The following is a 24,815-nucleotide window of genomic DNA, read 5'->3' on the forward strand; positions in this document are numbered from 1 at the left end:
GTTACATTTATTGCATAGATTGTTACATATGTAATATTCGTTTTGTACTAGCTTCAATAGCTTTGATTTATCGAGTGGGTAGTAGTTTTGGCCCTTTTCTGTGTTTAAAATATCAATTGAAAAATCAACAGAAAGATGTCTTGTTTACCCAATACCGTTAAAAACTCTGTAGTTGACCATAGCTACCCTAAAACCAGTCAAAATTGAAGTATAAACGTAATAAAGGTATGAAAGTAATGTATGTGCTGACAGTAGTATGTATTGTTCAACTATTGGGTTCATGTGAAGATTTAGGAGATGATATTAGAGAACGAATAAAAGAGAATACAGGTGAAACCTGTGGGTTCTCCAACAAGACGATTCCTCAATATATGCGAGAGCTAAGAGAAGAATATAATAACCAAAAGTTGATGCCTGATTCTGAGGGCAATCAGCAATCTTATGAAAAATGTAAGGCGGATCTTCAGGCTACGGAATTATATCGAGAGAAGTTGGATAATGTAAATCATATTTTAGACGATTATTGTGTCGACCGTAATAATCAACGAAACCAGGAACACAGAAAAAATGTGGAAAAGCTACGGGCAGACCTTAAAAGACAAATTGATGAAACAGATTGTGAGTCGCTTTACGGGGAAGGGTAGTGAGAAATTGAACGATCATGGCTTCGAAAACTGCTAAAAAATATATAACAACAATGCATGAATTACTGAGAATAAATTGATGGAAAAGCTTAGGTATTTTTTGCTTATTGTTTTTATGGGCAACTGTTTAGTATTAGGGGCACAGACACATAGTACCAAAGAAACTAAGGTGATATTGGTCGTCAATATCAATACAAAGACAACAACCCATATCGTTTTGTTCAACTCCTTTGAAAAACTGAAAAGACAACAAGTTGAATCGGCTTTTCCGAATAGTAGGTTCTACATAGGTCTTTTAAGAGGGAACTACACTTTGAACGATTATGGACTTAAACCTGAGAAAGATACTGAGGTGGTCATTTATACAAACCGGCAAGTTTTTCAAGAAGAACCTTTTTTGGCAGGGGAAGAAGTTGGTTTGGGTGATAAGATTAAGCTAGGTAACAAGACCGCACGCATAATTTCAAGGAAAAAAGGAGAAATAATGCTGAAAACGTACTAAAAAAGATTTGAAAAAATGATTAAAATGACAAGTAAAAAAATTGAACGAAGTATCAATATGGTTTTTCTGAGTATTTTTATTTTGGCCATATTTCTTATTGTCGCCGCATTATCGGCAAACTATTTTTAATTCATAAAATTTAGTAGATCCCATGTTTAGATTACGGTTTGTACAGAAAACTTTACAATTGGCACATAACTTCTTAAACCCTTCTTGCTAGCTATTATTTTTCCAATCTTTTAGTAGATAGATGTGAGTCTGATTCTTTTAAGAGAGTTAAAGTCCATGTTTACTTTTTCAAAATTGAGACACCAACAAGTATAAAACCATAAATTATGAAAATGATGAACTATTTAGTCGTGATTACTTTAATACTCTTCGGGTTATCCTGTTCTGAAGAAGAGTTACCAGAGGAAAACCTGATTGCTACAAATTTTAGTTATTCCTTGGTACAGGAAACCAAATATTTAAATGGGCTGGAACTTTATAAAATAGGGGCAATGCAAAGTCTTTCGCTCGTTAAACAAGAGATTTCTGAATTAAAGGAAGCTATTGATATCAACAGGGGACGGAAGGGCCTTATGCCAAGATTGGAAGCAGCCCAGAGGAAAGAGTCGGAACTCAACGATTTTAAAAGTGGATTGGTAAGTATTAAGATGCCAAAAGGAGGTAAATGGCCTCCAAGGCCTCCACGAGGTTGTTTCGACAATCCAGAAAGCGATTGTGTGCCCAAAAAACTCAATATTACAGGATACTCGGGAATTGAGGTTACCGATGGCTTGGAACAGGTTCAGGTAATAATTCGCCAAGGCAATCGAATTGTGGCCAAGGGAGGTGAAGTAACTCGAAAAGGTGACGGGAAAATGATTATGGATATCAGGGGCAATTTTACCGGAGAAGCGGTTATGCTCATTGAAACTCTTAAAAATCGAACCTATGGCCAAGGAATTGTTATAGAGGTTCCTGTTTACAAAAATTGACTAAATCTATTTTTATTAAATTAAGTCCTTTGCATTCTAAAGTGTGAAGGGCTTTCCTATATGAAATATATTAAAAACATAGTGTGGGTTTTTTTATGCGGCCAGGTATGTTGGTCGCAAGGGCAAGCGAATATAGACAAAGCTTTCGAGCAAGCACTGAACTTTCATTATGTCAATAAAGACAGTACCTACTTCTATTATGAAAAGACCATTGCTTTGGCCACTGAACAGGGTAAGTTAGATTACGTGTTGGGTAGTCTGAGCTATCTGATCAACGCAAACAGTAATTTTTATGATTTAAGACGATACAGACGCAATCTTCAACGTATGGATTCTTTGCTCAGTTATGACGAGCGGGTCGATAGTTTAGTTGCTGTTCAAGACTTTAGAAATCGGTTGCTTTTTGATAAGGGCAACTTCCATTATAAATTAAAAGAGTATGCGAAGGCTCAAAAGTTTTTTTTGATATTGTATGCCCAGTTGAATCTGATATCCCATGAGTCACTTACCGCTCTTGATATAGATACCCTGTCGGCAATCTATAGTTTTCTTGGGTTAATTTATAACCATACCGGTAGGTTTGAACAAGCCGAGTTTTACTATAAACGAGACCTAGAATTCATAAACCAATATAAAGATAGTATTGGAGAATGGCAATCAGCCGTATTCAATACGAAAAAATTACTCTCGCAAGTTTATGAAAAACAAGGCAAGACCGATAAGGCCAATGAATTATTGGAGGAGGCACTGCAGTTTTATCGGCCTAAAGTTGACAATCCCCGTTTCAAAAACAACTTTCTATCGGTTTATATTCTTTTGGCAAAGAATTATATAAAACAAGGTAATTATGACGCTGCATTAGCTGTTTTGGAGCAAAATGACCTAGTTCCCGAGACGGATAATCCCTTTTTGAAAGAAATTAACGTACTATATGCTGATACCTTTTTAGGAAAGGAAAGCTATGATCTAGCATTAGAAAATTATGAAAAATCGTTGAAAGCTTATCAAAACTATCGTCAAAATTTACCACATCAAGATGTAGCGGAAATCTATGGTAAGATTGCTAAGCTATACTTAAAACAACATAAATTTCAAAAAGGGTTGGACACGCTAAAAAAAGCATTTGCTTCGGCGGGAAATACTATAAAAACAACTACTACTTCAGTCAACCTTGATCCAGAAGAGGTTTTTTCAAAAATACAATTTCTCGATTTACTTGATATAAGATTACAACTACTTACTGAAAATTATACGTTGACAAACAGCACTGCCGATTTAAAGGCGGCCGTTGGAACAAGCCGGCATATTCTTAAAACTTTTGATCTCCTAAAAGTGGAATTTGAAAGCAAGCTTAACAAACAGTATTTGATTGAAGATGTATATCCTATTTTTCATCGTATGATGGGGGTTGCATTTATGGCCTATCAAAAAGAACATTCGCCCGAAGTTCTAGAGCTAGCTCTGAATATTGCCGAAAAAAACAAGGATTTTGTTTTGTTAGAAGCCCTTCGAAACACTCAAGCTACTGAATATGGTGATGTGCCCCAACAAGTATTGGATAAAGAGGCGCAGCTGCGAGCAGAGATCACCCATATTGAAAAGGAAATTTTCGATACCACCGGCGGTACAAGCGAATTTTCAGACCAGCTTTTTACCTTAAAGCAGCAGTACTATGGCTTTTTGGATACATTGAAACAGAAATATCCTAAATACCACAATTTGAAATATGGTAATCGGACCATTGATTTTTCGACAATACGCAATACCGTTCTTAATCATGGGAATACGATGATATCCTTTACAATGACCGATAATTATTTGTATGCTATTGTGCTCAACAATAAACAGGAAGACTTTATGAAGCTCCCTTTTTCTGAAGCTGATAGGGCAGATATCAGAAATTTCTACAGTTTAATTTCCAAACCAACAATAAGTGGGTCGGAAGAAAAAATTGCGGTTTTGGGAGGGCGCCTTTTCGACAAAATTCTAAAAGAACCTTTGAAAGATTTCAAGGCGTCGGATTTGACTATAATTCCCGATGGAGAACTTCATTACCTACCATTTGATCTTTTGCGTGAAAATGGGTCTTATCTATTAAAAACAAAGCGTATCGGTTACGGTAATTCGGTAGCCTCCCTTAGTGGGCTTAATGAAAAAAAATCTACCCAAAAGAACAAGGTCTTGGCTTTTGCCCCTAGTTTTAACGATGCTGTAGTATCAAAAACCGACCGACAATTCGGAAAACTGTTGTATAACGCTGATGAGGTAGCGAAAATTGGCACGTACTACAATACCCAAACGGTTATAGACGAAAAGGCCACCTTGGCTAATTTCTTAACAAAAACCTCAAATTTCAATATATTTCACATGGCAACCCATGCCTCGGCCAATGATGAATATCCTGATTATTCGTATTTAGCCTTTAGTCAGGGTAAAGATAGCAGCGAGAGTAACATTCTTTATATTAAAGACCTTTATAATACTACCCTGGGTGCCGATATGGTGACCTTGAGTGCTTGTCAGACAGGTATCGGAAAACTACAAAAAGGGCAAGGCATGCTAAGCCTATCAAAAGGCTTTTATTATGCAGGGGCAAAATCATTGGTCAATACCCTTTGGAAAATAAACGATAAAAGCAGTGCAAAGCTTATGGGGTACTTTTATGAAGGGCTAAGTAACGGACTGGGTAAATCGGAGGCCTTGCGAAAAGCAAAGCTTAAATATCTAGCAAGTACCGATGATGATTTATTGAAACACCCTTACTATTGGGCTGCTTTTGTCGTTTCAGGAGATGTTTCCCCCATAAGTGCCGATCACTTTTGGGAATATACCGTTATGGGTATTATGACATTGGGAGTTCTTCTTCTTTATATTGTTGGGAGGAGAAATTTTTTTCGTCGTAATCGAAATACCTACAATATTAAAATAAACATGAAAAGGTGATGAAATTTACAAGCCGCGGCTAATCGATTTTTTGTAATAGCTCTTTTGCCGCTTCTTGTTTAAAGCCTTTTTGGTCAACAAGTTGTCGCAATTGATTTTTGCTTTTTGCTATAGCTTTGAGTTTAAGGAAGGAAAGTGCCAAATACCACCTGGCCCTATCTTTTAGCTGGCCGTTATTTTTGATATAGGTTTCCAATAACGAAGCGGCCTCTTGGTGTCTGTTCAGTTGCATCAGCACGACAGCCTCATAAAAATCAATATAAGAATCACTCTGTTCAATTTGCAGCTCTTTAAAGAGTTCGAGTGCCAACAGGTAATCTTGATTCTCGTAGGCCGTAAATGCCCTGGTCTTAAGATCAGCTAGTTGTTCGCCTCGTTCGATGGGGTGTACAACGTTCTCGTAAGGCGCAAAATTGGCAGCGTACAACTGGTCGGTATTCACGTCGGCATTGTTGAAGAACAAAAGCCAAGAACCAAGTCCGATCAATAAAGCGACCGAAGCGGCCACCAACCATGGTCGCATTGGTATAACCTTGGTTTGTGGGGTTCCTTCTTCGGGGGTAAGACCGTTGAATAGTGTTTTAATTTCTTGACGTTCATTTTTTTTCAATGCAGTTCGCAGTTCGTTTTGAAACTCAAAGTCTGAGGCGAATGTGGCATCCGTCTTGAGCAAAAGTTCGAATTCCTCCAATTGATTATCGGAGAGGGACCCTTCTAAATGTCCGTTAATCAATTCGTCTTTATCCATCGTTATATTGAATTAGCTCTTTTAATGATTTCAGACAGCGTGATTTCTGACTTTTGACCACGTTTTTGTTATCGTAGTCCTGTATGCTCACAATTTCTTCCAATTTTAGACCTTGTAAATAGAACAACTCTAAAATTTCACGGCACTTATCCCCTAATTTTTTAAAACCTGCTACCATTTTTTTTTGGTATTCACTAGGGCCTTCATCTTCATATACATCATACATCACTGCTTTTTCTCTTTGGTCAAAAATATAGGTCTCGTCAGTGGTTATTTCCTTGGCATCCCTAAACTTTTTGAAGAGCATAAACTTTCCGATACTGAATAGGTAGGTTTTTAGACTGCTATTCAAGTTGTCAAGCTTTCCGGCTAGAGCGTTTTCATAGAGTGCTATAATAGCATCCTGAAAAATATCTTCTAGCGTGTCATTTGTTTTAGTATATCGAGAAGCAAACCTGAAAAATTCGGTCTTGTATTCGCGATATACATCTTTTAACGCATTTCTGTCCCGCTTTTTCAATTGGGTTATCAACTGCCGGTCATTCATTAGTGTCGGGTTAGTACAAAGGTAAACATCCCTTAAATATATATTTTTTTATCCGCGATGTTGACCTTTTTAAATGTTAGGTACTAATGTGTGTAAGATACAGGGAATATGTATGTAAAATGCCTAATAAGTCAGTTGAAAAAACATTTTTTAAAGTAGGTTTTTTATAGCATGTTACATCTCTTGCATACTAGGTTACATTTCTTATATGATTAGTTGGAAGTCCATGTTAGATTGAGCTTAAAAAAATGAATAAGAACACAAAAATCAGAAAAATGAAAAAAAGGAAAAGTAGTGCGGTGACAATTATTCTATTTCTATTGATAGGAATGAACACTCAGGCTCAATTCTTTAAAAAGATTGCCAAAAGTGCTGAGAAAGCGGCAGAGCGTACCGTATTAAAGAAAACAGAGGAAAAAGCTTCTGAAAAAACCGATCAAGCCCTAGATGATATTCTTAATATGGATTTCGGAGCAATGGGCCGATCCAATGTTGACCCTTCCTCTTTGCCAAAATCATATGAATTCGATTGGCGCTATACTTTACAGATGTCACACGAAAAGGGGGATATGAAATTTCATTATTTCTTATCGGAAGGGGGAGGCGCCTTTGGTAGTAGACCTGAAATTACACAAGGTGCAACCGCAATGAGCAATATGCTCATGATAATTGACCCAACACTATCACTGACCACCATATTGATGAACAATGATGGGAGAAAAACAGGTACCGTAATGTCTAATCCTGATGTGGTCGGCGAAGCCCCACAAGATAACAATTTAAGCGATTATGAGTTCAAAGAGATCGGCACGAAGCAAATTCTTGGCTTTACATGTCAAGGCTTTCAAATGGAAAATGAAGACACAAGAATGATCATGTACGTGGCCTTTGATACTCCGGTTAGCTTCAATAGCCTGTACAGTGGTAGCAACTCTAAACAGATGCCCAAGGGTTTTGATTCCAGATGGTTAGCGAAAATTGGCGACAATAGCCTAATGATGGAAATGGATTTTCATAATAAAAAGAAACAGAAACAGAATGTTAAGATGAGCTGTGTGGCTTTAGAAAAGGAACCCTTGTTAATCGATGTTTCCCAATATGAGTTTCTACAGATGCAAATGCAAAAATAATAGCGTAATAATAATCAAATTTTAAAATCATGAAAACAAGTAAAGAAATGAAAACAAGACTTCTTTTGATCGGGTGTAGTGTTGCAATGGTCTCATTCATAAGTGGATGTAGCAAAGACAGCCCTTTGAATCCCAGTGGAAACTGTTTTGGTGGAAATTGGGCTGCACAATATGCCGATGAGTTACAAGCGTGGTCGAATGCTGCCACTACCTATAGTGAAGAACCAAACCAAACAAATTGTGCGAATTACAAAAACGCTGCAACATCTTATCTGAACGCCCTCAATGACATTTATGACTGTGTTCCCAATACAAGTAGGGCCGAGATAGACCGGGCCATAAATGAGGCAAAGGCCGATATTGATGAAGAGAGCTGTGATTGAGAATTTTAAAAAAACCATAATAGCATGTCGTAGTACCCTGAAATATTTTGGTCAAGACGAGCGGTTGAGATTCATGCGCAACAGACCTGTTATAAAGGGCAAAATGAGACGGCACTTCAGTTTAGTTTATATACGATAAACGGTTCGGGGTGATGGTCAGCGCAGTGAACTTGAATCCTGATAAAACTTGGGCGATGGTACAAAAATTAAATTTGAAAAAGTTGACCGACACAACTGAAAGAATTACCAATCTTAAAAGTTTAAATCACTTAAAAATTTATAACAATAAAAATGGAAATTACTAAAACAAAATCGCAGGAAGCCGAAGCGGCAACTGTAAATGAAGAATCGAAAAAAACCGCTATAATTGCCTATATCACATTTATCGGGCTAATCATTGCCTTTCTTATGAACAATGATAAAAAGTTGAAGTTTGCCAGCTATCATATTCGGCAGTCTTTAGGTCTTTGTATCACCGGACTTGCCCTAAGTATTATTGGTGTCATTCCCATATTGGGTTGGATTATCAACATGCTCGGAATATTCGTACTTCTTTATATGTGGATAGTTGGTTTAATGAACGCCATCAACGAAAAAGAAAAATCTGTTCCAATCTTGGGGAAGAAATATGAAAAATGGTTTAAGAACGTATAGATGCGGGATCTGAGTGATAATCATAGGAGTCTCTCACATCACCTTCTGCAGCAGGTAATGTTTTTGATACAATTGCCAAATCGAAATAACCTGTTTTTTTGAAAGTGGCTGCTTATACGCAATCGATACAAAATTTGATGCCGATTATACAATTCCAAAAGATGTTGGCACAAGGTTTGATACCTTGGTATTCGAATTAAGGAGGGTGAACATTGTTGAGTTTGATTAGTATTCTAAACGTATGAGAGCCCCTAGACTGAAGTTTAATCCTTAATGTTTTTACATTAACAGCAAACACCACAAATCATGAAGTCTATTGTAACTTATGTTGTATTACTTACGATTGCTTTTCTAAGCCTTATTTCTTGTTTAAGCATGGCACTTACCTAGTTAAGAGGGTTGTTACTTTAAAATATGTGACGTATAGTATAAGTAGGGGCAAATTATAGCGGTCTGTTGTAGAATCAAGAATGGGTTTGTAAATTGCTTTGTAATAGTGTATTAACGCTTTTGTAAAGTGTTGAGGTGGTCAAATAGCACCTGAGACCTATGGCGCCTAAAGCGCAAAAATATTTTAAACCAAAAAGTATCTTATTATATACTTTTTGGTTTGTTCTTTTAAAGTCCTTTTTTTTAAAATATCAACGCTTTCCGAAAGGTCAATGAACATCACTTGCCAAGCTACATTTCAACAGATCGTGTTAAAAACTTTGTATTCTTAATGCCGGAATCCTCTTTCCGGATCGCCTATAATTTTCCATCTTTGTTAATCCCGACAGTGAGGTAATTTTCACCCTAACTTATCGAAGGTTAAATTTAATTGCACATACCAATTGTCTTTTCCACTTTATTAAAAAAATGGAAGTGTAAGGCAAGAGAAATGAAAAACGCAATCGATTTTTGGGCGAAATAATCAAGTAAAAAAGAAAACAAAAATAATAGCATCATGTCAACAGCAGTAGAACCCATTTTAGCCGAAAACGAAGACCGTTTTGTGATTTTTCCTATCAAACACCATGATCTCTGGGATTGGTATAAAAAATGTGAGGCCTGTTTTTGGACTGCTGAGGAGATAGATCTTCATCAAGATCTTACCGATTGGGAGAACAAATTAAGTGGTGATGAACAATATTTCATCAAACATATCTTGGCTTTCTTTGCGGCTTCCGATGGAATTGTAAATGAGAATCTTGCAGAAAATTTTGTTAGTGAAGTGCAGTATGCCGAAGCTAAATTCTTTTACGGTTTTCAAATCATGATGGAAAATATTCATTCTGAAACGTATTCGCTCTTGATTGATACTTATGTGAAAGACGAAAAGGAAAAGAATATCTTGTTCAAGGCTATCGAGAATTTTCCGGCGATCAAGAAGAAGGCCGATTGGGCCTTAAAATGGATCGATTCTCCTAGTTTCGCAGAACGATTGATTGCTTTTGCCGCTGTAGAGGGAATCTTTTTCTCAGGTGCATTTTGTTCAATTTTTTGGTTGAAGAAAAGAGGGTTGATGCCTGGGTTGACGTTCTCCAATGAACTAATTTCCCGTGATGAGGGTATGCATTGTGATTATGCTGTGCATCTGCACAACAAACACTTGGTGAACAAAGTGCCCAAAGCACGAATTACTGATATTTTGACAAACGCTCTTGATATAGAACGGGAGTTCATAACAGAATCGCTTCCTGCGAGTCTTATCGGAATGAATTCTAAGCTTATGACCCAGTATTTAGAATTTGTCACGGATCGTCTATTAGTTGAACTCGAATGTGATAAAGTCTATAATTCAACGAATCCATTTGATTTTATGGATATGATTTCGCTTCAGGGAAAGACCAATTTCTTTGAGAAACGTGTGTCAGAATATCAAAAAGCCGGAGTTCTTAACAATAAAGAAAAGGACGAAGATTCTCAGAAAATAAGTTTTGACGCTGATTTTTAGTCGAGACTCTATGCTTGCGTGAAAATGGACTAACAGGCATCTTTTTAAGATGTCTTCCTTATAGGAAAAAACAAATCGAAACCCCAGAGTTGAGTAGTATGCTGTGTCGTAATTACTTGATTATAAAAACCTTAATTCAGAAACTATGTATGTATTAAAAAGAGACGGAAGAAAAGAGCCGATGATGTTCGATAAAATCACGGCCAGGGTAAGAAAACTATGTTATGGCCTGAACGAACTGGTGGATCCTATCAAAGTCTCCATGCGTGTTATTGAGGGGTTATACGACGGGGTAACAACTTCTGAACTTGATAACTTGGCGGCTGAGATTGCGGCTACCATGACCACTACGCATCCTGATTTTGCCAAATTGGCTGCACGAATTTCCGTGTCCAACTTACATAAAAATACGAAAAAGTCTTTCTCTGAAACTATGAAAGATTTGTATGAGTATGTGAACCCTAGAACAGGCAAGAAGGCCCCTTTATTGTCTGATGAGGTTTATAAGGTGATTTCTGAGAATTCTGAGCAATTAGACTCGACGATTATCTACAATCGTGATTTTGGCTACGATTATTTTGGGTTTAAAACTTTAGAGCGTTCGTATCTTTTGAAGTTGAACGGTAATATTGCCGAACGACCGCAGCATATGTTGATGCGTGTTTCTATTGGGATTCATTTGAATGACCTCGAAGCGGCTATTGAGACCTATGAACTTATGTCAAAGAAGTATTTCACACATGCAACACCGACGTTGTTCAATTCAGGAACCCCGAAGCCACAAATGTCTTCTTGTTTCCTTTTGGCGATGAAAGATGATAGCATCGACGGAATATATGATACGTTGAAGCAGACCGCTAAAATTTCGCAATCGGCAGGGGGCATCGGATTATCTATTCATAACGTGAGAGCGACGGGATCATACATTGCGGGTACCAATGGAACCTCGAATGGAATTGTACCTATGCTAAAAGTATATAACGATACGGCGCGTTATGTTGATCAAGGAGGAGGGAAAAGAAAAGGAAGTTTTGCAATCTACGTAGAGCCTTGGCATGCCGACATTTATGACTTTTTAGATTTGAAAAAGAATCATGGGAAGGAAGAAATGCGAGCTCGTGACCTTTTTTATGCGATGTGGATTCCTGATCTGTTTATGAAAAGGGTAGAGGCCAATGAGGATTGGACTTTGATGTGTCCTAATGAATGTCCTGGACTTTTTAACCATCACAGTGAAGAGTTTGAAGAATTATATCTAGCATATGAGGCTGAAGGCAAAGGTCGTAAGACGGTAAGGGCTCGAGAGCTTTGGGAAAAAATATTGGAGTCGCAAATTGAGACCGGTACACCCTATATGCTTTATAAAGATGCGGCCAACCGTAAAAGTAACCAACGGAATTTAGGTACCATTCGTTCTTCCAATCTTTGCACTGAGATAATGGAGTACACCTCTCCAGATGAAGTTGCGGTATGTAACTTGGCGTCGATTGCCTTACCAATGTTCATCAAAGGAGGGAAGTTTGATCATAAAGAACTATTCCGTGTAACCAAAAGGGTTACTAAGAACTTGAATCGCGTTATAGACCGAAACTATTATCCGGTAAAGGAAGCTGAAAATTCAAACATGCGCCATAGGCCTATAGGTTTGGGTATTCAGGGGCTTGCTGATGCATTTATTATGTTGCGCTTGCCTTTTACTAGCGATGAAGCCAAGAAATTGAACCAAGAGATTTTTGAGACCTTATATTTTGCCGCGGTTACCGCTTCTATGGAAATGGCTCAAGAAGAAGGAGTGTATTCTTCTTATGAAGGATCACCTATATCACAAGGTGAATTCCAGCACAATCTTTGGGGTATAAAAGACGAAGAGCTCTCTGGAAGATGGGATTGGGGCAAACTTCGGAAAAGTGTCAAAAAACATGGTGTACGCAATTCACTATTGGTAGCACCGATGCCAACGGCCTCTACTTCTCAAATATTAGGTAACAATGAATGTTTTGAGCCCTACACATCTAATATTTATACACGCAGGGTACTGTCTGGTGAATTCATAGTTGTAAACAAGCACTTGTTGGAAGACTTGGTGAATTTAGGCCTGTGGAACGAGAACTTAAAGCAAGAGTTGATGCGGGCCAACGGTTCTATACAGCATATTGATAATATTCCAGAAGATATCAAGGAACTCTATAAAACAGTATGGGAGTTAAGTATGAAAGATATTATCGATATGAGCCGTCAGCGTGGTTACTTCATTGACCAAAGTCAGTCATTGAATTTGTTTATGGAAAATGCAAACTACTCAAAATTGACCTCTATGCATTTCTATGCTTGGAAAAGTGGATTGAAGACGGGAATGTATTACCTACGTACGAAGGCTGCCGTAGATGCCATCAAATTTACTTTAGATAATACGAAGAAAAAGGAAGTGCCGGTGAGCGTAACTGCAGAAGCTGAAGTTGTTTCTGTTTCCCCCACTGCCGCTAAAGCGATAGAAGTAAAGCCTACGGCGATTTCAGAATCACCTCAGGCCACCGTCGAGTCAGACATACAACCGATGAGTGCAGAAGAAATGCGTGAAATGATTGCACGAGCGAAAGAAGGCCAAGCAGATGACGATTGTCTAATGTGCGGGTCTTAATTTCTAGCATCAAACGATAATTGTTTTATTGATTAAAAACCCTAGTAGACATACTGGGGTTTTTTATGCTTTACTTCCACGGCACCACATACAAATATGTGGTATATCGGTCCATTTAAGTTTGATGGTAAAGAGTATGCACAACTGCGTGAATGATAAATCAAGGAAAGGTATTTTTTTGACGGAAGGTAAACTTGATATAGGTCAACTAGATGCATAATACACCGTGAGAAAGTGTATTGCGAATTAAATGAAAACCGATGGTATTTTATTTTTTAATATAAGGCCTTAGCGACACCGATAAAGTATATGCCGCAATATAAATAAGTAAGATAGTTAAATAATTGTCCATGCCTTTAAAACTTTTGAAGTATATAATAATATACGTGTAAACGACAGACTATAGATGTCGAATAAAATATATTTGACAAAAAACCGTGTTAAAATTTGTGAAATGTGGGATTTGGAGTTGATTTATAAGATTTACGCTAAAAGGAGACGGTTCAAGAATCAATAGTAATGGCTGTAGTATTTGTGTCGCTCAACCCATGGGTTGTTGTTCTTGGGGCAGGTTTTAGTCAGAAGCCGCGGTGTGTGATACTTTTATTTTTAATGGAATGGGCTGTGACATGTCTAAAAATAAGCCTCACATTCCTTATATTTAGATTCCATTTCATTAAAACAATTGAGTATGAAGCAACGTAAATTTACACTTGAGGAACATGAAATTCCTGAAAACTGGTATAACATTGTAGCTGATATGCCCAACAAGCCCTTGCCGCCGTTGCATCCGGGTACTTTAGAACCATTGGGCCCCGAGGCACTTGAACCCTTGTTTCCAAAGGCATTGATAGCGCAAGAAATGAGTACCGACAAATATATATCCATTCCTGAGGAAGTTCGGGATATCTATTCGTTATGGCGACCAACACCCTTGTATCGTGCTCACGGGCTAGAAAAGGCATTGGACACTCCTGCCAAGATTTATTACAAATATGAGGGGGTAAGCCCTTCGGGCTCACATAAGCCCAATACCGCTGTTCCACAAGCATATTATAGTAAGATGGAAGGTGTGAAACGGATTACTACGGAGACTGGTGCTGGGCAATGGGGTAGTGCGCTTAGTTTCGCCTGTCAACACTTTGGTCTCGAGTGTGATGTTTATATGGTAAAACTTTCTTATCACCATAAACCTTATAGAAAATCGATGATGAATGCTTGGGGAGCTAATGTTTATGCTTCCCCGACTAATATGACCGAGGCCGGTAGAAAGATATTGGCGCAAAATCTAGAGAGTCCTGGTTCTTTGGGAATTGCTATTTCCGAAGCTGTTGAAATGGCCGCCCAGCGCGAGGATACAAAATATGCTTTGGGCAGTGTGCTGAACCATGTGAAACTGCACCAAACGATTATTGGGCAAGAAGCTATTAAGCAAATGGAAAAGGCAGGTGACATGCCCGACATAGTTATTGCTCCTTTTGGAGGGGGATCGAATTTTGCGGGACTGGCATTTCCGTTTTTGCGATTGAATTTTGAAGAGGGTCGAAATATACGCTGTATTGCCAGTGAGCCTACCTCTTGCCCCAAATTGACACGCGGTGTATTTCGTTATGATTTTGGGGATACTGGTGGTATGACGCCCTTATTGCCAATGTACACCCTAGGGCATGATTTTGTTCCTGCACCAATACATGCAGGCGGATTGCGCTACCATGGGGCTGGGGTCATCGTTAGCCAATTGTTGAAGGATAATTTGATAGAAGCCGTTGCCCACAATAATTTAGAAGTTTTTGAGGCCGGTGTACTCTTTGCTAAGACTGAAGGCATTATTCCTGCTCCCGAAGCTACCCACGGTATTGCAACAGTGATCGCAGAAGCAGAAAAATGTAAAAAAGAAGGAAAGAGCAAAACTATTTTGTTCAATCTATGTGGCCATGGAAATTTTGATATGAAGGCCTATGACGATTATTTTGATGGTAAAATTGTTAAGCATGAACTTTCACAGGAAGAAATCAATGCCTCTATTGCAAAATTGAATACGCCGGAGATACCATCGGATTAGGGATTTGAAGGATATATTTTGAATTTCTGAAGATTTCGGTTAAAAAAACAGCTACTTTAAGTAGCTGTTTTTCAATCGTATTAAGCTTATTAATATGTTTACATAAATGCATCTTCATGCTTATAGGCATCAATGACTGCTTGCTCGCCGGCCTTGCCTCCTTTTGAATTACCATGTTCCATGCCTAAGACACCATCAAAACCTTTTTCGTGAATCCATTTAAAAACATTCTTATAGTTGATCTCTCCGGTAGTGGGTTCTTTACGCCCTGGATTATCGCCGATTTGAATGTATGCTACTTCATCCCAGGTGAGTCCCATATTGTGAATGAGATGCCCTTCGGTTTTTTGCATGTGATAGATATCGAACAATATTTTGCATGATGGGCTATCAACACCTTTACATATCATGTAAGTCTGATCTGAATTCTGCAGATACAAATCGGGAGAATCTGATAACGGCTCAAGTACCATTACCAACCCATGTGGCTCCAAAATCTCGGCACCTCTTTTCAATGCCTCGATGACATTACCGTCCTGAACGCCAATCGGTAGCTTTCTTTCGAATCCACCAGGCACAACGGTCATCCATTTGGCGTTGACGCGTTTAGCGACTTCGACCGCTCTTTTACATCCATCCAAAAATATATCGATATATTCTTGTTTGCCAGCTGCCAGGGTATTTGCCATATTGCCCCCTTTGTCGATTACGAATACACCCATGGTCATGCCTCGCTTTGCCAAGGTTTCACCCATTTTGGTCTGCAAAGCGACGTCGCGCTTCATCATGCCGTTATCTTCAAAGGCTGTAAAACCTTGGTCGGCCATGAAATTTATCTGGTCAATGGGGTCATCCCCGGCAAGATTCTTGAACATGCCCAAATGAGGGGCATATTTTAAATTGAATTGATGTTTTTGTGCATTGATGCTTACAGGGCTAGATGCAGCCAAGCTTATTCCTCCGAGGGAAAGTGCACCCCCGGTAATGGCTGTTTTTTGTATAAAATTTCTTCTCTTCAAAATTGTTTATTTAGTTATAGCGACCAAGCTTTACCTTCGGTCAGTTCATTTAAATCGGTACACCCTATGTATTCTCCAGGAATTGGCAAATAGGCCATTAAATTTTCGCCCACGTATTCTGAAGTTTTGTATCCCATAATGGTCAACCCTCTTAAGTTATTGGCAAATGCAAAACGCGATATCCCTTCATCCAAGGTTGCGGGTTCACCATTGGCTACTGCCTTTTGGTACGCATTGATTAGTTTAAAATATTTTGCTTCATCTTCTTTGGTCACCCTTAATGAGCTGGCCAACACCGGCTCTAGGTCTTCCGTTGAAAGATCTGCTATTTTTTCCTTGCCTGCGTCTTTTTGTGCCTTGCTTAAAAAGTTGCCCATCGACATTTTAACAAAGTCTTGCTGCTCTTTATCCATAACCTGGTCTGCAAATCGATCTATAAATAGATTTACTTGGACTTCGGAAGCGGATGGGGTGTCGGTCTTGGGTAATATAATGTCAACTAACTTAGTCAGGGCGGCTCCTTCGTCTTTAGAAAAGAAATCCGGGGTCCATTCGAGAACAGTTTCACTTTTGCAGCTCTGAACTATGCTGATCAAGGTAGGGGTGGCGACCGTGTATCCGAGCGCCAAACCCATATTTTTGAGTGCTTTTCTTCTATCCATTATATATTTCCTTTTTTTAGTTCTTTGACCGCATGGTCGGCGGCCCTGGCCGTAAATGCCATATAGGTCAATGAAGGGTTCACACAACTGGCAGAGGTCATAAATGCTCCGTCAGTGACATAAACATTTGGTACGTCGTGCAGTTGGTTGTTTCCATTCAGCACAGAGGTTTTTCTGCTGCGTCCCATTCTAGCGGTACCCATTTCGTGAATGCCAAGACCCAAACCGGTAGGTCCATCATGTCCTTTGACATCGCGCAAGCCTGCTTTTTCGAGCATTTCTACTGCAGATTCCTGCATATCTTTACGCATGCTGAATTCGTTTTCCTGTAAATCGGCATCAAAGGTGACCGTGGGTAACCCCCAGCCATCTAGTTTATCGTAATCCAAGGTCATTCGGTTATCTTCATAAGGGAGCACTTCGCCAAAACCACCAATGCCCATTCTCCAACCTCCTGGCTTAAGTATGCTCTCTTTGAGGTCTTTTCCGTAAGAGAGTTCTGCAACCGTTTCTTCCCAATTGCCTCGGCTGGCTCCGCCTTGATATCCAAACCCACGTTTGTAGTCCTTTCTATCTGAAGCGCCTCCTAAATTCCTAAATCTGGGAATATATACGCCATTAGGTCTTCTCCCTTTGTAATATTTGTCTTCGAAGCCATCGAATTTCCCTGATGCCCCCACACCAAGGTGGTGGTCCATAATATTTCGGCCCAACTGATCGGAGTCGTTGCCCATACCGTTGGGAAAACGATCGGATTTTGATTGCATTAAAATGGAAGTCGATGCAATGGCCGATGCGCAAAGAAAAATAACTTTCGCCTTGAATTCATGGGTTTCCTTTGTGACACGATCGATAACTTTTACACCCGTAGCTCTTTTGGTGTCGGGATCGTACATTACTTCATGAACAATGGAGTCGGGCCGCAAGGTCATATTTCCTGTTGCTTCTGCTGCCGGTAGGGTCGATGATAAGCTGCTGAAATAACCTCCAAAAGGACATCCCCTGATACACCTGTTCCTGAATTGACATTTGGTGCGTCCGTCGAATTCTTTGCTGCCCGTAATGTGTGCTACCCTACCGATGGTGACGGCACGATCGTCAAAGCCTTCCATTACTTTGTTCTTGAAATGGTCTTCGACGCAATTCATTTCCATAGGCGGCAAAAAATTACTATCAGGTAATTGGGGCAAGTTAAGCGCTTCACCGCTAACGCCAATGTAATCTTCTACTTTTGCGTACCACGGTGCAATATCTTTATACCGAACGGGCCAATCTACCCCAATACCGTCTTTTTGGTTGGCGGTAAAATCAATATCGCTCCAGCGATAACTCTGGCGTCCCCATTGCAGCGAACGACCACCTACGTGGTAACCACGCATCCAATCGAAACGCCTAATTTCGTTGTATGGGTGTTCCAAGTCGTTTACGAACCACATTTTACTCGCAGCGTTCGTAGTGTAACCTGTTCTATTCTGTTTCTTCTGTTTTGCGATATCTTCTTGGGTGGGTTTCCCGGCATTGGGGAAATCCCAGGGATCCATATTGGCCGTTTCATAGTCTTCGATGTGTTTGACCATTCTGCCGCGTTCAAGTACCAAAGTTTTCAATCCTTTTTCACAGAGCTCTTTAGCGGCCCAGCCTCCACTGATGCCCGTTCCAACGACAATTGCGTCATAGGAACCTTGCTCTTGGTTATAATAAAATTTACTCATTTGTAATATTGTTTATTCGCTAAATTTATTAAATATAAAATTAATTCTTTACATTTAAACGCCCTATTTTCTTAGGAAGTCACGCCTATGGGCGTTAAAAATCTATTTAATTTAAATTCAATCAACTAATACGTAAAATGAAGAGAAGAAATTTTATCCGAAATAGTTCACGTGCAGGTATAGCAGTTTCCCTTTTGGGTGTATATGCCTGCAAAGAAGCAAAAAAAGAGAATGCAAAAGAGCAGACAGGAGAGGGTCTCGATACTCAATCTAACATGGAAGATGCATCACCGTTTTTTGAACTCTCTTTGGCGCAATGGTCTATACATAAGATGATTAAAAACGATGGGGTAGACCCCTACACTTTTGCTGAAAAGGCAAAAAAATGGGGTTTTACAGGTTTGGAATATGTAAGTCAATTATATAACCCTGAACTATCAGATGCGGGGTATTCGGAGGAAGCGATGGCTGCTTTTGTCGAAAAATCCAATGCAGAGGCTAAAAAACATGGTTTAAAGAACGTGCTTATTATGATCGATGGCCAAGGTAATTTGGCGGTCGACGATGCACAGGAAAGAAAGGAGGCCATTGAAAAACATCATAAATGGGTCGACGCCGCCGCTGCTATGGGATGTCATTCTATTCGAGTTAATCTGGCGGGAACCAACGATCCAGTCAAGTGGAAAAATAATTCAGTAGCATCGCTTAAGGAACTAGGTGCCTACGCCAAGGGTAAAAATATCAATATTATCGTGGAAAATCATGGTGGACTCTCCTCCAACGGAGCTATGTTGGCAGACGTAATGGCTACCGCGAATATGGATAATTGCGGCACTTTACCAGATTTCGGAAACTTCTGTATTAAAAGAAAGAAAGGTAGTTACGAATGCGAAGAGCAATATGATTTTTACAAGGGTGTCGAAGAATTGATGCCTTATGCAAAAGGGGTAAGTGCCAAATCACATGACTTCGATGCTTCGGGAGATGAAACTGAAATTGATTATGTTAAAATGCTTCAAATTGTAAAAGAAGCTGGTTATACCGGCTTTGTAGGTGTTGAGTATGAAGGAAGCGAGTTAGGTGAAGAGGCCGGTATCTTGGCTACAAAGGACTTACTTCTCAAAGCGGCCAAAGAATTAAGCTGATTTTGTTTTAGTAATAAATTTGACTCAGGAAGGCATTTTTCGACGAACTCTTTGATTACTATATGTAATAAAGAATCATTGACGAATGTTTAAAAATCGATGAGAATTCAAAAGGTATGTCGTTCACAAATACGATGGGCGACATACTTTCTCATGTTATTGACCGTGCTATATGCCGTAGGAATCAATTGTATATAGGTACTCAGGCCCTTGGCCCTTTCTTTTAATTATTTTTACGAACAATAAATACGATAGAGGATGAATACAAAGGTACGGACGCAATTGTCGGTGATGATGTTCCTGGAATTTTTTATATGGGGCAGTTGGTTCGTTACTATGGGAACTTTTCTGGGCAACAATATAGGGGCTAGTTCTGGACAAACAGCGATGGCCTTTTCTACTCAATCCTGGGGAGCAATTTTGGCCCCCTTTATTATAGGGCTTATTGCGGATCGTTATTTTAATGCGGAACGAATTTTAGGAATATTACATTTACTAGGTGCTGTCTTACTCTATTTAATGTACTGTAGCACAAGTTTTGATGGTTTTTATCCGTATGTTTTGGGCTATATGATTTTATTTATGCCAACACTGGCATTGGTAAATTCCGTTTCTTTCAATCAAATGAAAGATCCGGCAAAAGAGTTTTCGTTCGTTAGGGTTTTTGGTACCTTGGGCTGGATCGTTGCCGGATTGATTATTAGTTATGCTTTTCATTGGGATTCGCCGTCGGGAATTTCTGAAGGAATGCTGAAGAACACCTATTTAATGGCGGCCATTTCATCGGCAATTCTAGGTGCTTTCTGTTTTACATTGCCAAAGAATCCGCCGAAAGCTGATATTTCAAAAAAAGTATCCTTCTCGCAAATGTTGGGTTTAGATGCCCTAAAATTATTGGGTGATAAGAACTTTCTTATCTTTTTTCTTTCCTCTATTCTAATTTGTATTCCATTGGCTTTTTATTACCAGAATGCAAATCCTTTCTTGGTAGAGGTCGGACTAAAAAACCCAACGGGAATGATGACAATTGGCCAGATTTCCGAAATTCTATTTATGCTCTTATTGCCATACTTCTTTAAAAAGTTCGGCTTTAAGAATACCATCTTGATTGCTATGTTGGCTTGGACCCTGCGATATCTACTCTTTGCCTATGGCAACGCCGGCGAGCTCACCTTTCTGTTGATTTTAGGAATAGGATTACACGGTATTTGTTATGATTTTTTCTTTGTTTCCGGTCAAATCTATACCGACTCGAAAGCAGGGGAAACGTACAAGAGTGCCGCTCAAGGTCTTATTACGCTCGCAACATATGGTATAGGTATGTTGATTGGTTTCTGGGTTGCCGGAAGAATCACCGATATGTATTTGAATACCGATGGTTCCCATGGTTGGGACACCATTTGGATTTATCCTGCAGGATTTGCATTTTTGGTTTTTCTACTCTTTGCGGTTTTATTCAAAAACGAGAAAATTGCCTATAAATCTTAGAAAATTTTATAAATTGACAACCTTAAAATATAAATCGATCTTTAAAGAATAAATTAAATAGGATATGCCAAAAAAAATTAGATTAGGAATATTAGGCGGTGGTGGTGACTCCCTCATAGGGGTGCTTCATCGAGTAGCTTCACACATCAACGACAACTATCAAATTACGGGTGCGGTGTTTAATCCCGATTTTAAGGAGAACATCGGATTTGCTGAGGAAATCGATGTGCCGACCAATAGAATCTATAAAGACTTCGATACTTTTATTGAGGAAGAAATGAAGCTTCCGGAGGAAGAAAGAATTCAGGTCTGTTCTGTGCTAACTCCCAATTTTTTGCATTTTCCAATGGCCAAAAAATTGTTGGACAATGGGTTTCATGTCATTTGCGAAAAGCCTATGACCACCTCTTTGGAAGAGGCTAAAATTCTTCAAGAGGCTCATCAAAAGGCCGGAACTATATTTGCGCTTACCCATACCTATACGGGCTATCCCATGGTGCGTCAAATGCGTGAAATGATTAAAGCGGGAGCCTTGGGGAAAATTCATAAAATTGATGCACGGTATTATCAAGGATGGATCAATCCTATTATTCACGATAAGGCACAGCGCTCCACGGTTTGGCGTTTAGACCCCAAAAAGGCTGGTATTAGCTCATGCATGGGCGATATCGGGGTGCATGCTTTTAATCTTGTTGAATATACTACCGGACTTGAAGTAGAATCATTGTTATGCGATTTCAATTACTTGTATGAAGACAACCAAATGGATGTCGACGGCACTGTACTTATTCGTATGAGCGATTATGTAAAAGGAGTTATTCGCGGAAGCCAAGTTGCCACCGGCGAAGAAAATGGCCTGGCCATCTCGATTTATGGGGAAAAGGCGGCCTTCCGTTGGGAGCAGGAACGCCCTAATTTTCTTTATAAAATGAGCGATACCGAACCAACACAAATTTATAAGCCAGGACATGCCTATAACAGTGAACTTTCATTGGATGGCACCAAATTGCCGGCAGGCCACCCAGAAGGAATTTTCGATTCTATGGCCAATATTTATTTGGGAGTTGCCAAAGCCATACGGGGTGAAGCCTATAACGATGGCGAATACCCTACCATGCATGATGGCGTTCGAGGTATGAACTTTATCGAAGCCACGGTAGCATCACATAAAGGCGGTAATGTCTGGGTAGACATGGAATAGTATTAAAAAAATAAATAATGAAAAACCCGACAGTTTAAGAAGTTGTCGGGTTTTTTCTTATCTAAAAAGTGTGTCTTGAATATTTCGTAATGGCTTTAACGTTCAAAAACTTTCACGAATTCTTGACAGACAACAATCATACTTTCACGGGGCATACGCCCAAAAGGTTTGAGTTCCCGCTCATAGTAATCCCAGTGCACACGTTTCCAATATTCAAGACTTTGGTCTCCTTCCCCTTCAAGTCGGGCATAAGCCGCATCGATACTAAAATAGGGTTTGAGTCTTGCCGATGTTGTTCTGACGATACATTGTGCCATACCGTCCCAATCGGTAATTACCATAAAATCACCGATTTTTGGTAAGGGCTCATTGCGGTACTGCAATCCAAGCAGTGATGGTGTAGTGGCCTTTTTGATGCCTTTTTTAACAAGTTTTACGCAATCATTGGCATCCTTCTCATTATCACAAAAGTGAATCACTTTGGGTGCATCTACAAAAGCATACTCAAGATGGGCATCTAAAAAATCGCCCCACATATTTCTGGCCGAAGCGTTCTCCATTATTAGTTTTCTAATCTATTACTTTTGCCTAATTTTTTCTTTGATTTATTCAAAGCAATGGTAAATTAGGCTATAACCCTTAAATTAAAGCGAATGATCGATTAATACCATCAACTTGACGTTCTCTAGCTTCTTTTTATGAAAATTTGCCGGCTTTAAATTGTTTCGCCGCATGGCTTGCGGCTCTTGCTGTGAATGCCATATAGGTTAATGAGGGGTTTACACAGCTCGAAGAAGACATAAAAGCGCCATCTGTGACATATACGTTCGGTACCAAATGAATTTGATTGTTTTTGTTTACAATCGAAGTTTTCGAATTATGGCCCATTCTGGCCCCTCCCATTTCGTGTATTCCCAATCCCGGTCCAGTGGCATTGTCATAAACCGATATGTCTTTGAAACCTGCCGCCTTGAATGTAGCAGCTATTTCTTTTTTTATGTCTTCACGCATGTTGTATTCATTCTCTTTGAATTCCACATCAAAGTCCAATTGAGGTAAACCCCATTGGTCTTTTTCTGTAGTGCTCAAAGTCACTCTATTGTCATCATAGGGTAGAAATTCCCCAAAACCTGTTGCCCCGATACTCCAATTTCCAGGTTTTAAAATTTCCTTTTTCAAATCCGCTCCATAACCCAGTTCTGCAACCGACTCTGACCAATCGCCTCTGCTCGCACCTCCCTGAAACCCAAAACCACGGATGTAATCTTTGCGTTTGGTTTTTTCGTCAAGATTGACAAAACGGGGAATATAGAAGCCGTTGGGCCTTCTGCCTTTGTAATACTTGTCTAAATGACCAGCTACTTTTGCACTCGCTCCCAATTGGTAGTGGTGGTCCATGATACCTCTTCCCAAGGCATCGGAATCATTACCTAATCCGTTGGGGAATCGTTTCGATTTTGATTGTAATAAAATGCCGACCGAGGCCATCGAGGAGGCACATAAAAAAATGACTTTGGCTTTAAATTCAAGTTTTTCATGTGTTTCGGCATCTATTACCCGAACCCCGGTGGCTTTTTTAGTAGTATCATCATAAATGACTTCATGTACGATGGAGTTCGGTCTAAGTGTCATATTTCCGGTGCGTTCGGCAGCTGGTAGCGTAGAAGAGTTGCTGCTGAAGTATCCGCCGAAGGGGCAACCTCTTGAACATCTATTTCTGTACTGGCAGGGCTGTCGGCCTTCAAAATCTGCTTTCCGGTCTGTAATATGGGCAACCCGGCCGATGGTTAGTAATCTTCCATCGTCAAATTGCTTTTCCATTGAAGATTGCAGGTCTTTCTCCACACAGTTTAGGTCCATCGGTGGTTGGAATTTTCCATCAGGAAGATGTTTTAACCCCAGGTTTTGACCGCTTACCCCAATGTATTCTTCTACTTTGTCATACCATGGTGCGATATCATTGTAACGTACGGGCCAATCAACGCCAACCCCGTCTTTTTTATTTGCTTCAAAATCTACGTCGCTCCATCTATAGCATTGTTTCCCCCAAGTAAGTGATCGACCGCCAACATGATATCCCCTTATCCAATCAAAACGCTTCGTTTCTACATATGGGTGGTCGAGGTCATTAACAAAAAAATGCTTGTTATCTTCTTTTGGAGCCCAGCCGATTCGGGCTTGTACATGTTGTTTTCTCTTGTCTTCCTTTGAAAGTTCCCCTTTGAGCTCATAATCCCAAGGGTCATCGTTCATGGTCTTGTAATCTTTGATATGTTCTACCATCGGCCCCCGTTCCAAGACCAAGGTTTTTAGTCCTTGTTCGCAGAGTTCTTTAGCCGCCCAGCCCCCACTAATTCCAGTACCCACAACGATGGCATCATATTCTACTTCTTGATTCATATTGTTTTTTTTTGTTTTAAT

Annotated in this window: 20 protein-coding genes; 13 read left to right on the top strand and 7 right to left on the bottom strand. The window is 39.6% G+C overall.

Features of this window, described 5'->3' with window-relative positions; genetic code table 11:
* Window positions 1-203 precede the first annotated feature (203 nt).
* From AACZ88_RS13750 to AACZ88_RS13765, 4 genes are all read left to right on the top strand, one after another.
* Entirely contained in the window at window positions 204-644 is a 441-nt protein-coding gene (locus AACZ88_RS13750) for a hypothetical protein (protein WP_339711359.1), read from the top strand.
* Between the two features lie 115 nt (window positions 645-759).
* On the top strand, window positions 760-1,146 hold the full coding sequence (locus AACZ88_RS13755; RefSeq protein ID WP_339711362.1) for a hypothetical protein: 387 nt from the start codon (window positions 760-762) through the stop codon (window positions 1,144-1,146).
* Between the two features lie 335 nt (window positions 1,147-1,481).
* The gene (locus AACZ88_RS13760) at window positions 1,482-2,126 is read left to right on the top strand and encodes a hypothetical protein (RefSeq protein WP_339711364.1); all 645 of its coding nucleotides are present in this window, start codon (window positions 1,482-1,484) and stop codon (window positions 2,124-2,126) included.
* A gap of 60 nt (window positions 2,127-2,186) precedes the next feature.
* Entirely contained in the window at window positions 2,187-5,069 is a 2,883-nt protein-coding gene (locus AACZ88_RS13765) for a CHAT domain-containing protein (protein WP_339711366.1), read from the top strand.
* Window positions 5,070-5,088: 19 nt separating this feature from the next.
* Here the strand turns inward: AACZ88_RS13765 and AACZ88_RS13770 are convergent, their stop codons facing one another.
* Both AACZ88_RS13770 and AACZ88_RS13775 read right to left on the bottom strand, forming a co-directional pair.
* Window positions 5,089-5,817 carry a hypothetical protein gene (locus AACZ88_RS13770; RefSeq protein ID WP_339711369.1) on the bottom strand — a complete coding sequence of 243 codons (729 nt, stop codon included), beginning with the start codon at window positions 5,815-5,817 and terminating at the stop codon, window positions 5,089-5,091.
* Window positions 5,810-6,364, bottom strand: coding sequence for a sigma-70 family RNA polymerase sigma factor (locus tag AACZ88_RS13775; RefSeq protein ID WP_339711371.1), 555 nt, complete (start codon window positions 6,362-6,364; stop codon window positions 5,810-5,812). Before AACZ88_RS13775 ends, AACZ88_RS13770 begins: the two co-directional genes overlap by 8 nt.
* Before the next feature lie 275 nt (window positions 6,365-6,639).
* Between AACZ88_RS13775 and AACZ88_RS13780 the strand changes: the two genes are divergently transcribed.
* The 6 genes from AACZ88_RS13780 (at window position 6,640) to AACZ88_RS13805 (ending at window position 15,167) form a co-directional block, all read left to right on the top strand.
* Window positions 6,640-7,494, top strand: coding sequence for a DUF4412 domain-containing protein (locus AACZ88_RS13780; RefSeq protein ID WP_339711373.1), 855 nt, complete (start codon window positions 6,640-6,642; stop codon window positions 7,492-7,494).
* Window positions 7,495-7,523: 29 nt separating this feature from the next.
* Complete coding sequence (locus AACZ88_RS13785) at window positions 7,524-7,877, top strand: hypothetical protein (protein ID WP_339711375.1); 354 nt, start codon at window positions 7,524-7,526, stop codon at window positions 7,875-7,877.
* 291 nt (window positions 7,878-8,168) lie between these two features.
* The gene (locus AACZ88_RS13790; protein ID WP_339711378.1) at window positions 8,169-8,531 is read left to right on the top strand and encodes a hypothetical protein; all 363 of its coding nucleotides are present in this window, start codon (window positions 8,169-8,171) and stop codon (window positions 8,529-8,531) included.
* Window positions 8,532-9,477: 946 nt separating this feature from the next.
* Complete coding sequence (locus tag AACZ88_RS13795) at window positions 9,478-10,467, top strand: ribonucleotide-diphosphate reductase subunit beta (RefSeq protein WP_339711381.1); 990 nt, start codon at window positions 9,478-9,480, stop codon at window positions 10,465-10,467.
* Between the two features lie 145 nt (window positions 10,468-10,612).
* On the top strand, window positions 10,613-13,105 hold the full coding sequence (locus AACZ88_RS13800; RefSeq protein ID WP_339711384.1) for a ribonucleoside-diphosphate reductase subunit alpha: 2,493 nt from the start codon (window positions 10,613-10,615) through the stop codon (window positions 13,103-13,105).
* A 691-nt stretch (window positions 13,106-13,796) separates the two neighbouring features.
* The gene (locus tag AACZ88_RS13805; protein WP_339711387.1) at window positions 13,797-15,167 is read left to right on the top strand and encodes a TrpB-like pyridoxal phosphate-dependent enzyme; all 1,371 of its coding nucleotides are present in this window, start codon (window positions 13,797-13,799) and stop codon (window positions 15,165-15,167) included.
* Window positions 15,168-15,265: 98 nt separating this feature from the next.
* Here the strand turns inward: AACZ88_RS13805 and AACZ88_RS13810 are convergent, their stop codons facing one another.
* Genes AACZ88_RS13810 through AACZ88_RS13820 form a run of 3 tightly spaced genes read right to left on the bottom strand, consistent with a single transcriptional unit; the run spans window position 15,266 to window position 18,560 of the window.
* On the bottom strand, window positions 15,266-16,186 hold the full coding sequence (locus AACZ88_RS13810; protein WP_339711390.1) for a TIM barrel protein: 921 nt from the start codon (window positions 16,184-16,186) through the stop codon (window positions 15,266-15,268).
* Window positions 16,187-16,200: 14 nt separating this feature from the next.
* Window positions 16,201-16,848, bottom strand: a complete 648-nt coding sequence (locus AACZ88_RS13815; RefSeq protein ID WP_339711393.1) for a gluconate 2-dehydrogenase subunit 3 family protein — start codon at window positions 16,846-16,848, stop codon at window positions 16,201-16,203.
* A complete protein-coding gene (locus AACZ88_RS13820; protein ID WP_339711395.1) occupies window positions 16,848-18,560 on the bottom strand; it encodes a GMC family oxidoreductase in 1,713 nt (570 codons plus the stop codon). Before AACZ88_RS13820 ends, AACZ88_RS13815 begins: the two co-directional genes overlap by 1 nt.
* A gap of 137 nt (window positions 18,561-18,697) precedes the next feature.
* Between AACZ88_RS13820 and AACZ88_RS13825 the strand changes: the two genes are divergently transcribed.
* The 3 genes from AACZ88_RS13825 to AACZ88_RS13835 all read left to right on the top strand — a co-directional run bounded on the left by AACZ88_RS13825 (window position 18,698) and on the right by AACZ88_RS13835 (window position 22,394).
* Complete coding sequence (locus AACZ88_RS13825; RefSeq protein ID WP_339711397.1) at window positions 18,698-19,705, top strand: sugar phosphate isomerase/epimerase family protein; 1,008 nt, start codon at window positions 18,698-18,700, stop codon at window positions 19,703-19,705.
* Between the two features lie 258 nt (window positions 19,706-19,963).
* Window positions 19,964-21,193 carry a nucleoside permease gene (locus AACZ88_RS13830; RefSeq protein WP_339711400.1) on the top strand — a complete coding sequence of 410 codons (1,230 nt, stop codon included), beginning with the start codon at window positions 19,964-19,966 and terminating at the stop codon, window positions 21,191-21,193.
* 64 nt (window positions 21,194-21,257) lie between these two features.
* Complete coding sequence (locus tag AACZ88_RS13835; RefSeq protein WP_339711402.1) at window positions 21,258-22,394, top strand: Gfo/Idh/MocA family oxidoreductase; 1,137 nt, start codon at window positions 21,258-21,260, stop codon at window positions 22,392-22,394.
* A gap of 95 nt (window positions 22,395-22,489) precedes the next feature.
* Here AACZ88_RS13835 and AACZ88_RS13840 read toward each other — a convergent pair whose 3' ends face one another.
* Both AACZ88_RS13840 and AACZ88_RS13845 read right to left on the bottom strand, forming a co-directional pair.
* A complete protein-coding gene (locus AACZ88_RS13840; protein ID WP_339711405.1) occupies window positions 22,490-22,954 on the bottom strand; it encodes an ASCH domain-containing protein in 465 nt (154 codons plus the stop codon).
* A gap of 136 nt (window positions 22,955-23,090) precedes the next feature.
* Window positions 23,091-24,794 (bottom strand): GMC family oxidoreductase, encoded by a 1,704-nt coding sequence (locus AACZ88_RS13845; protein ID WP_339711408.1) that lies wholly within the window; start codon window positions 24,792-24,794, stop codon window positions 23,091-23,093.
* Between the last annotated feature and the right edge of the window lie 21 nt (window positions 24,795-24,815).

This window comes from uncultured Kriegella sp., assembly GCF_963975415.1.
In the GTDB taxonomy this organism is placed as follows: Bacteria; Bacteroidota; Bacteroidia; order Flavobacteriales; family Flavobacteriaceae; genus Kriegella.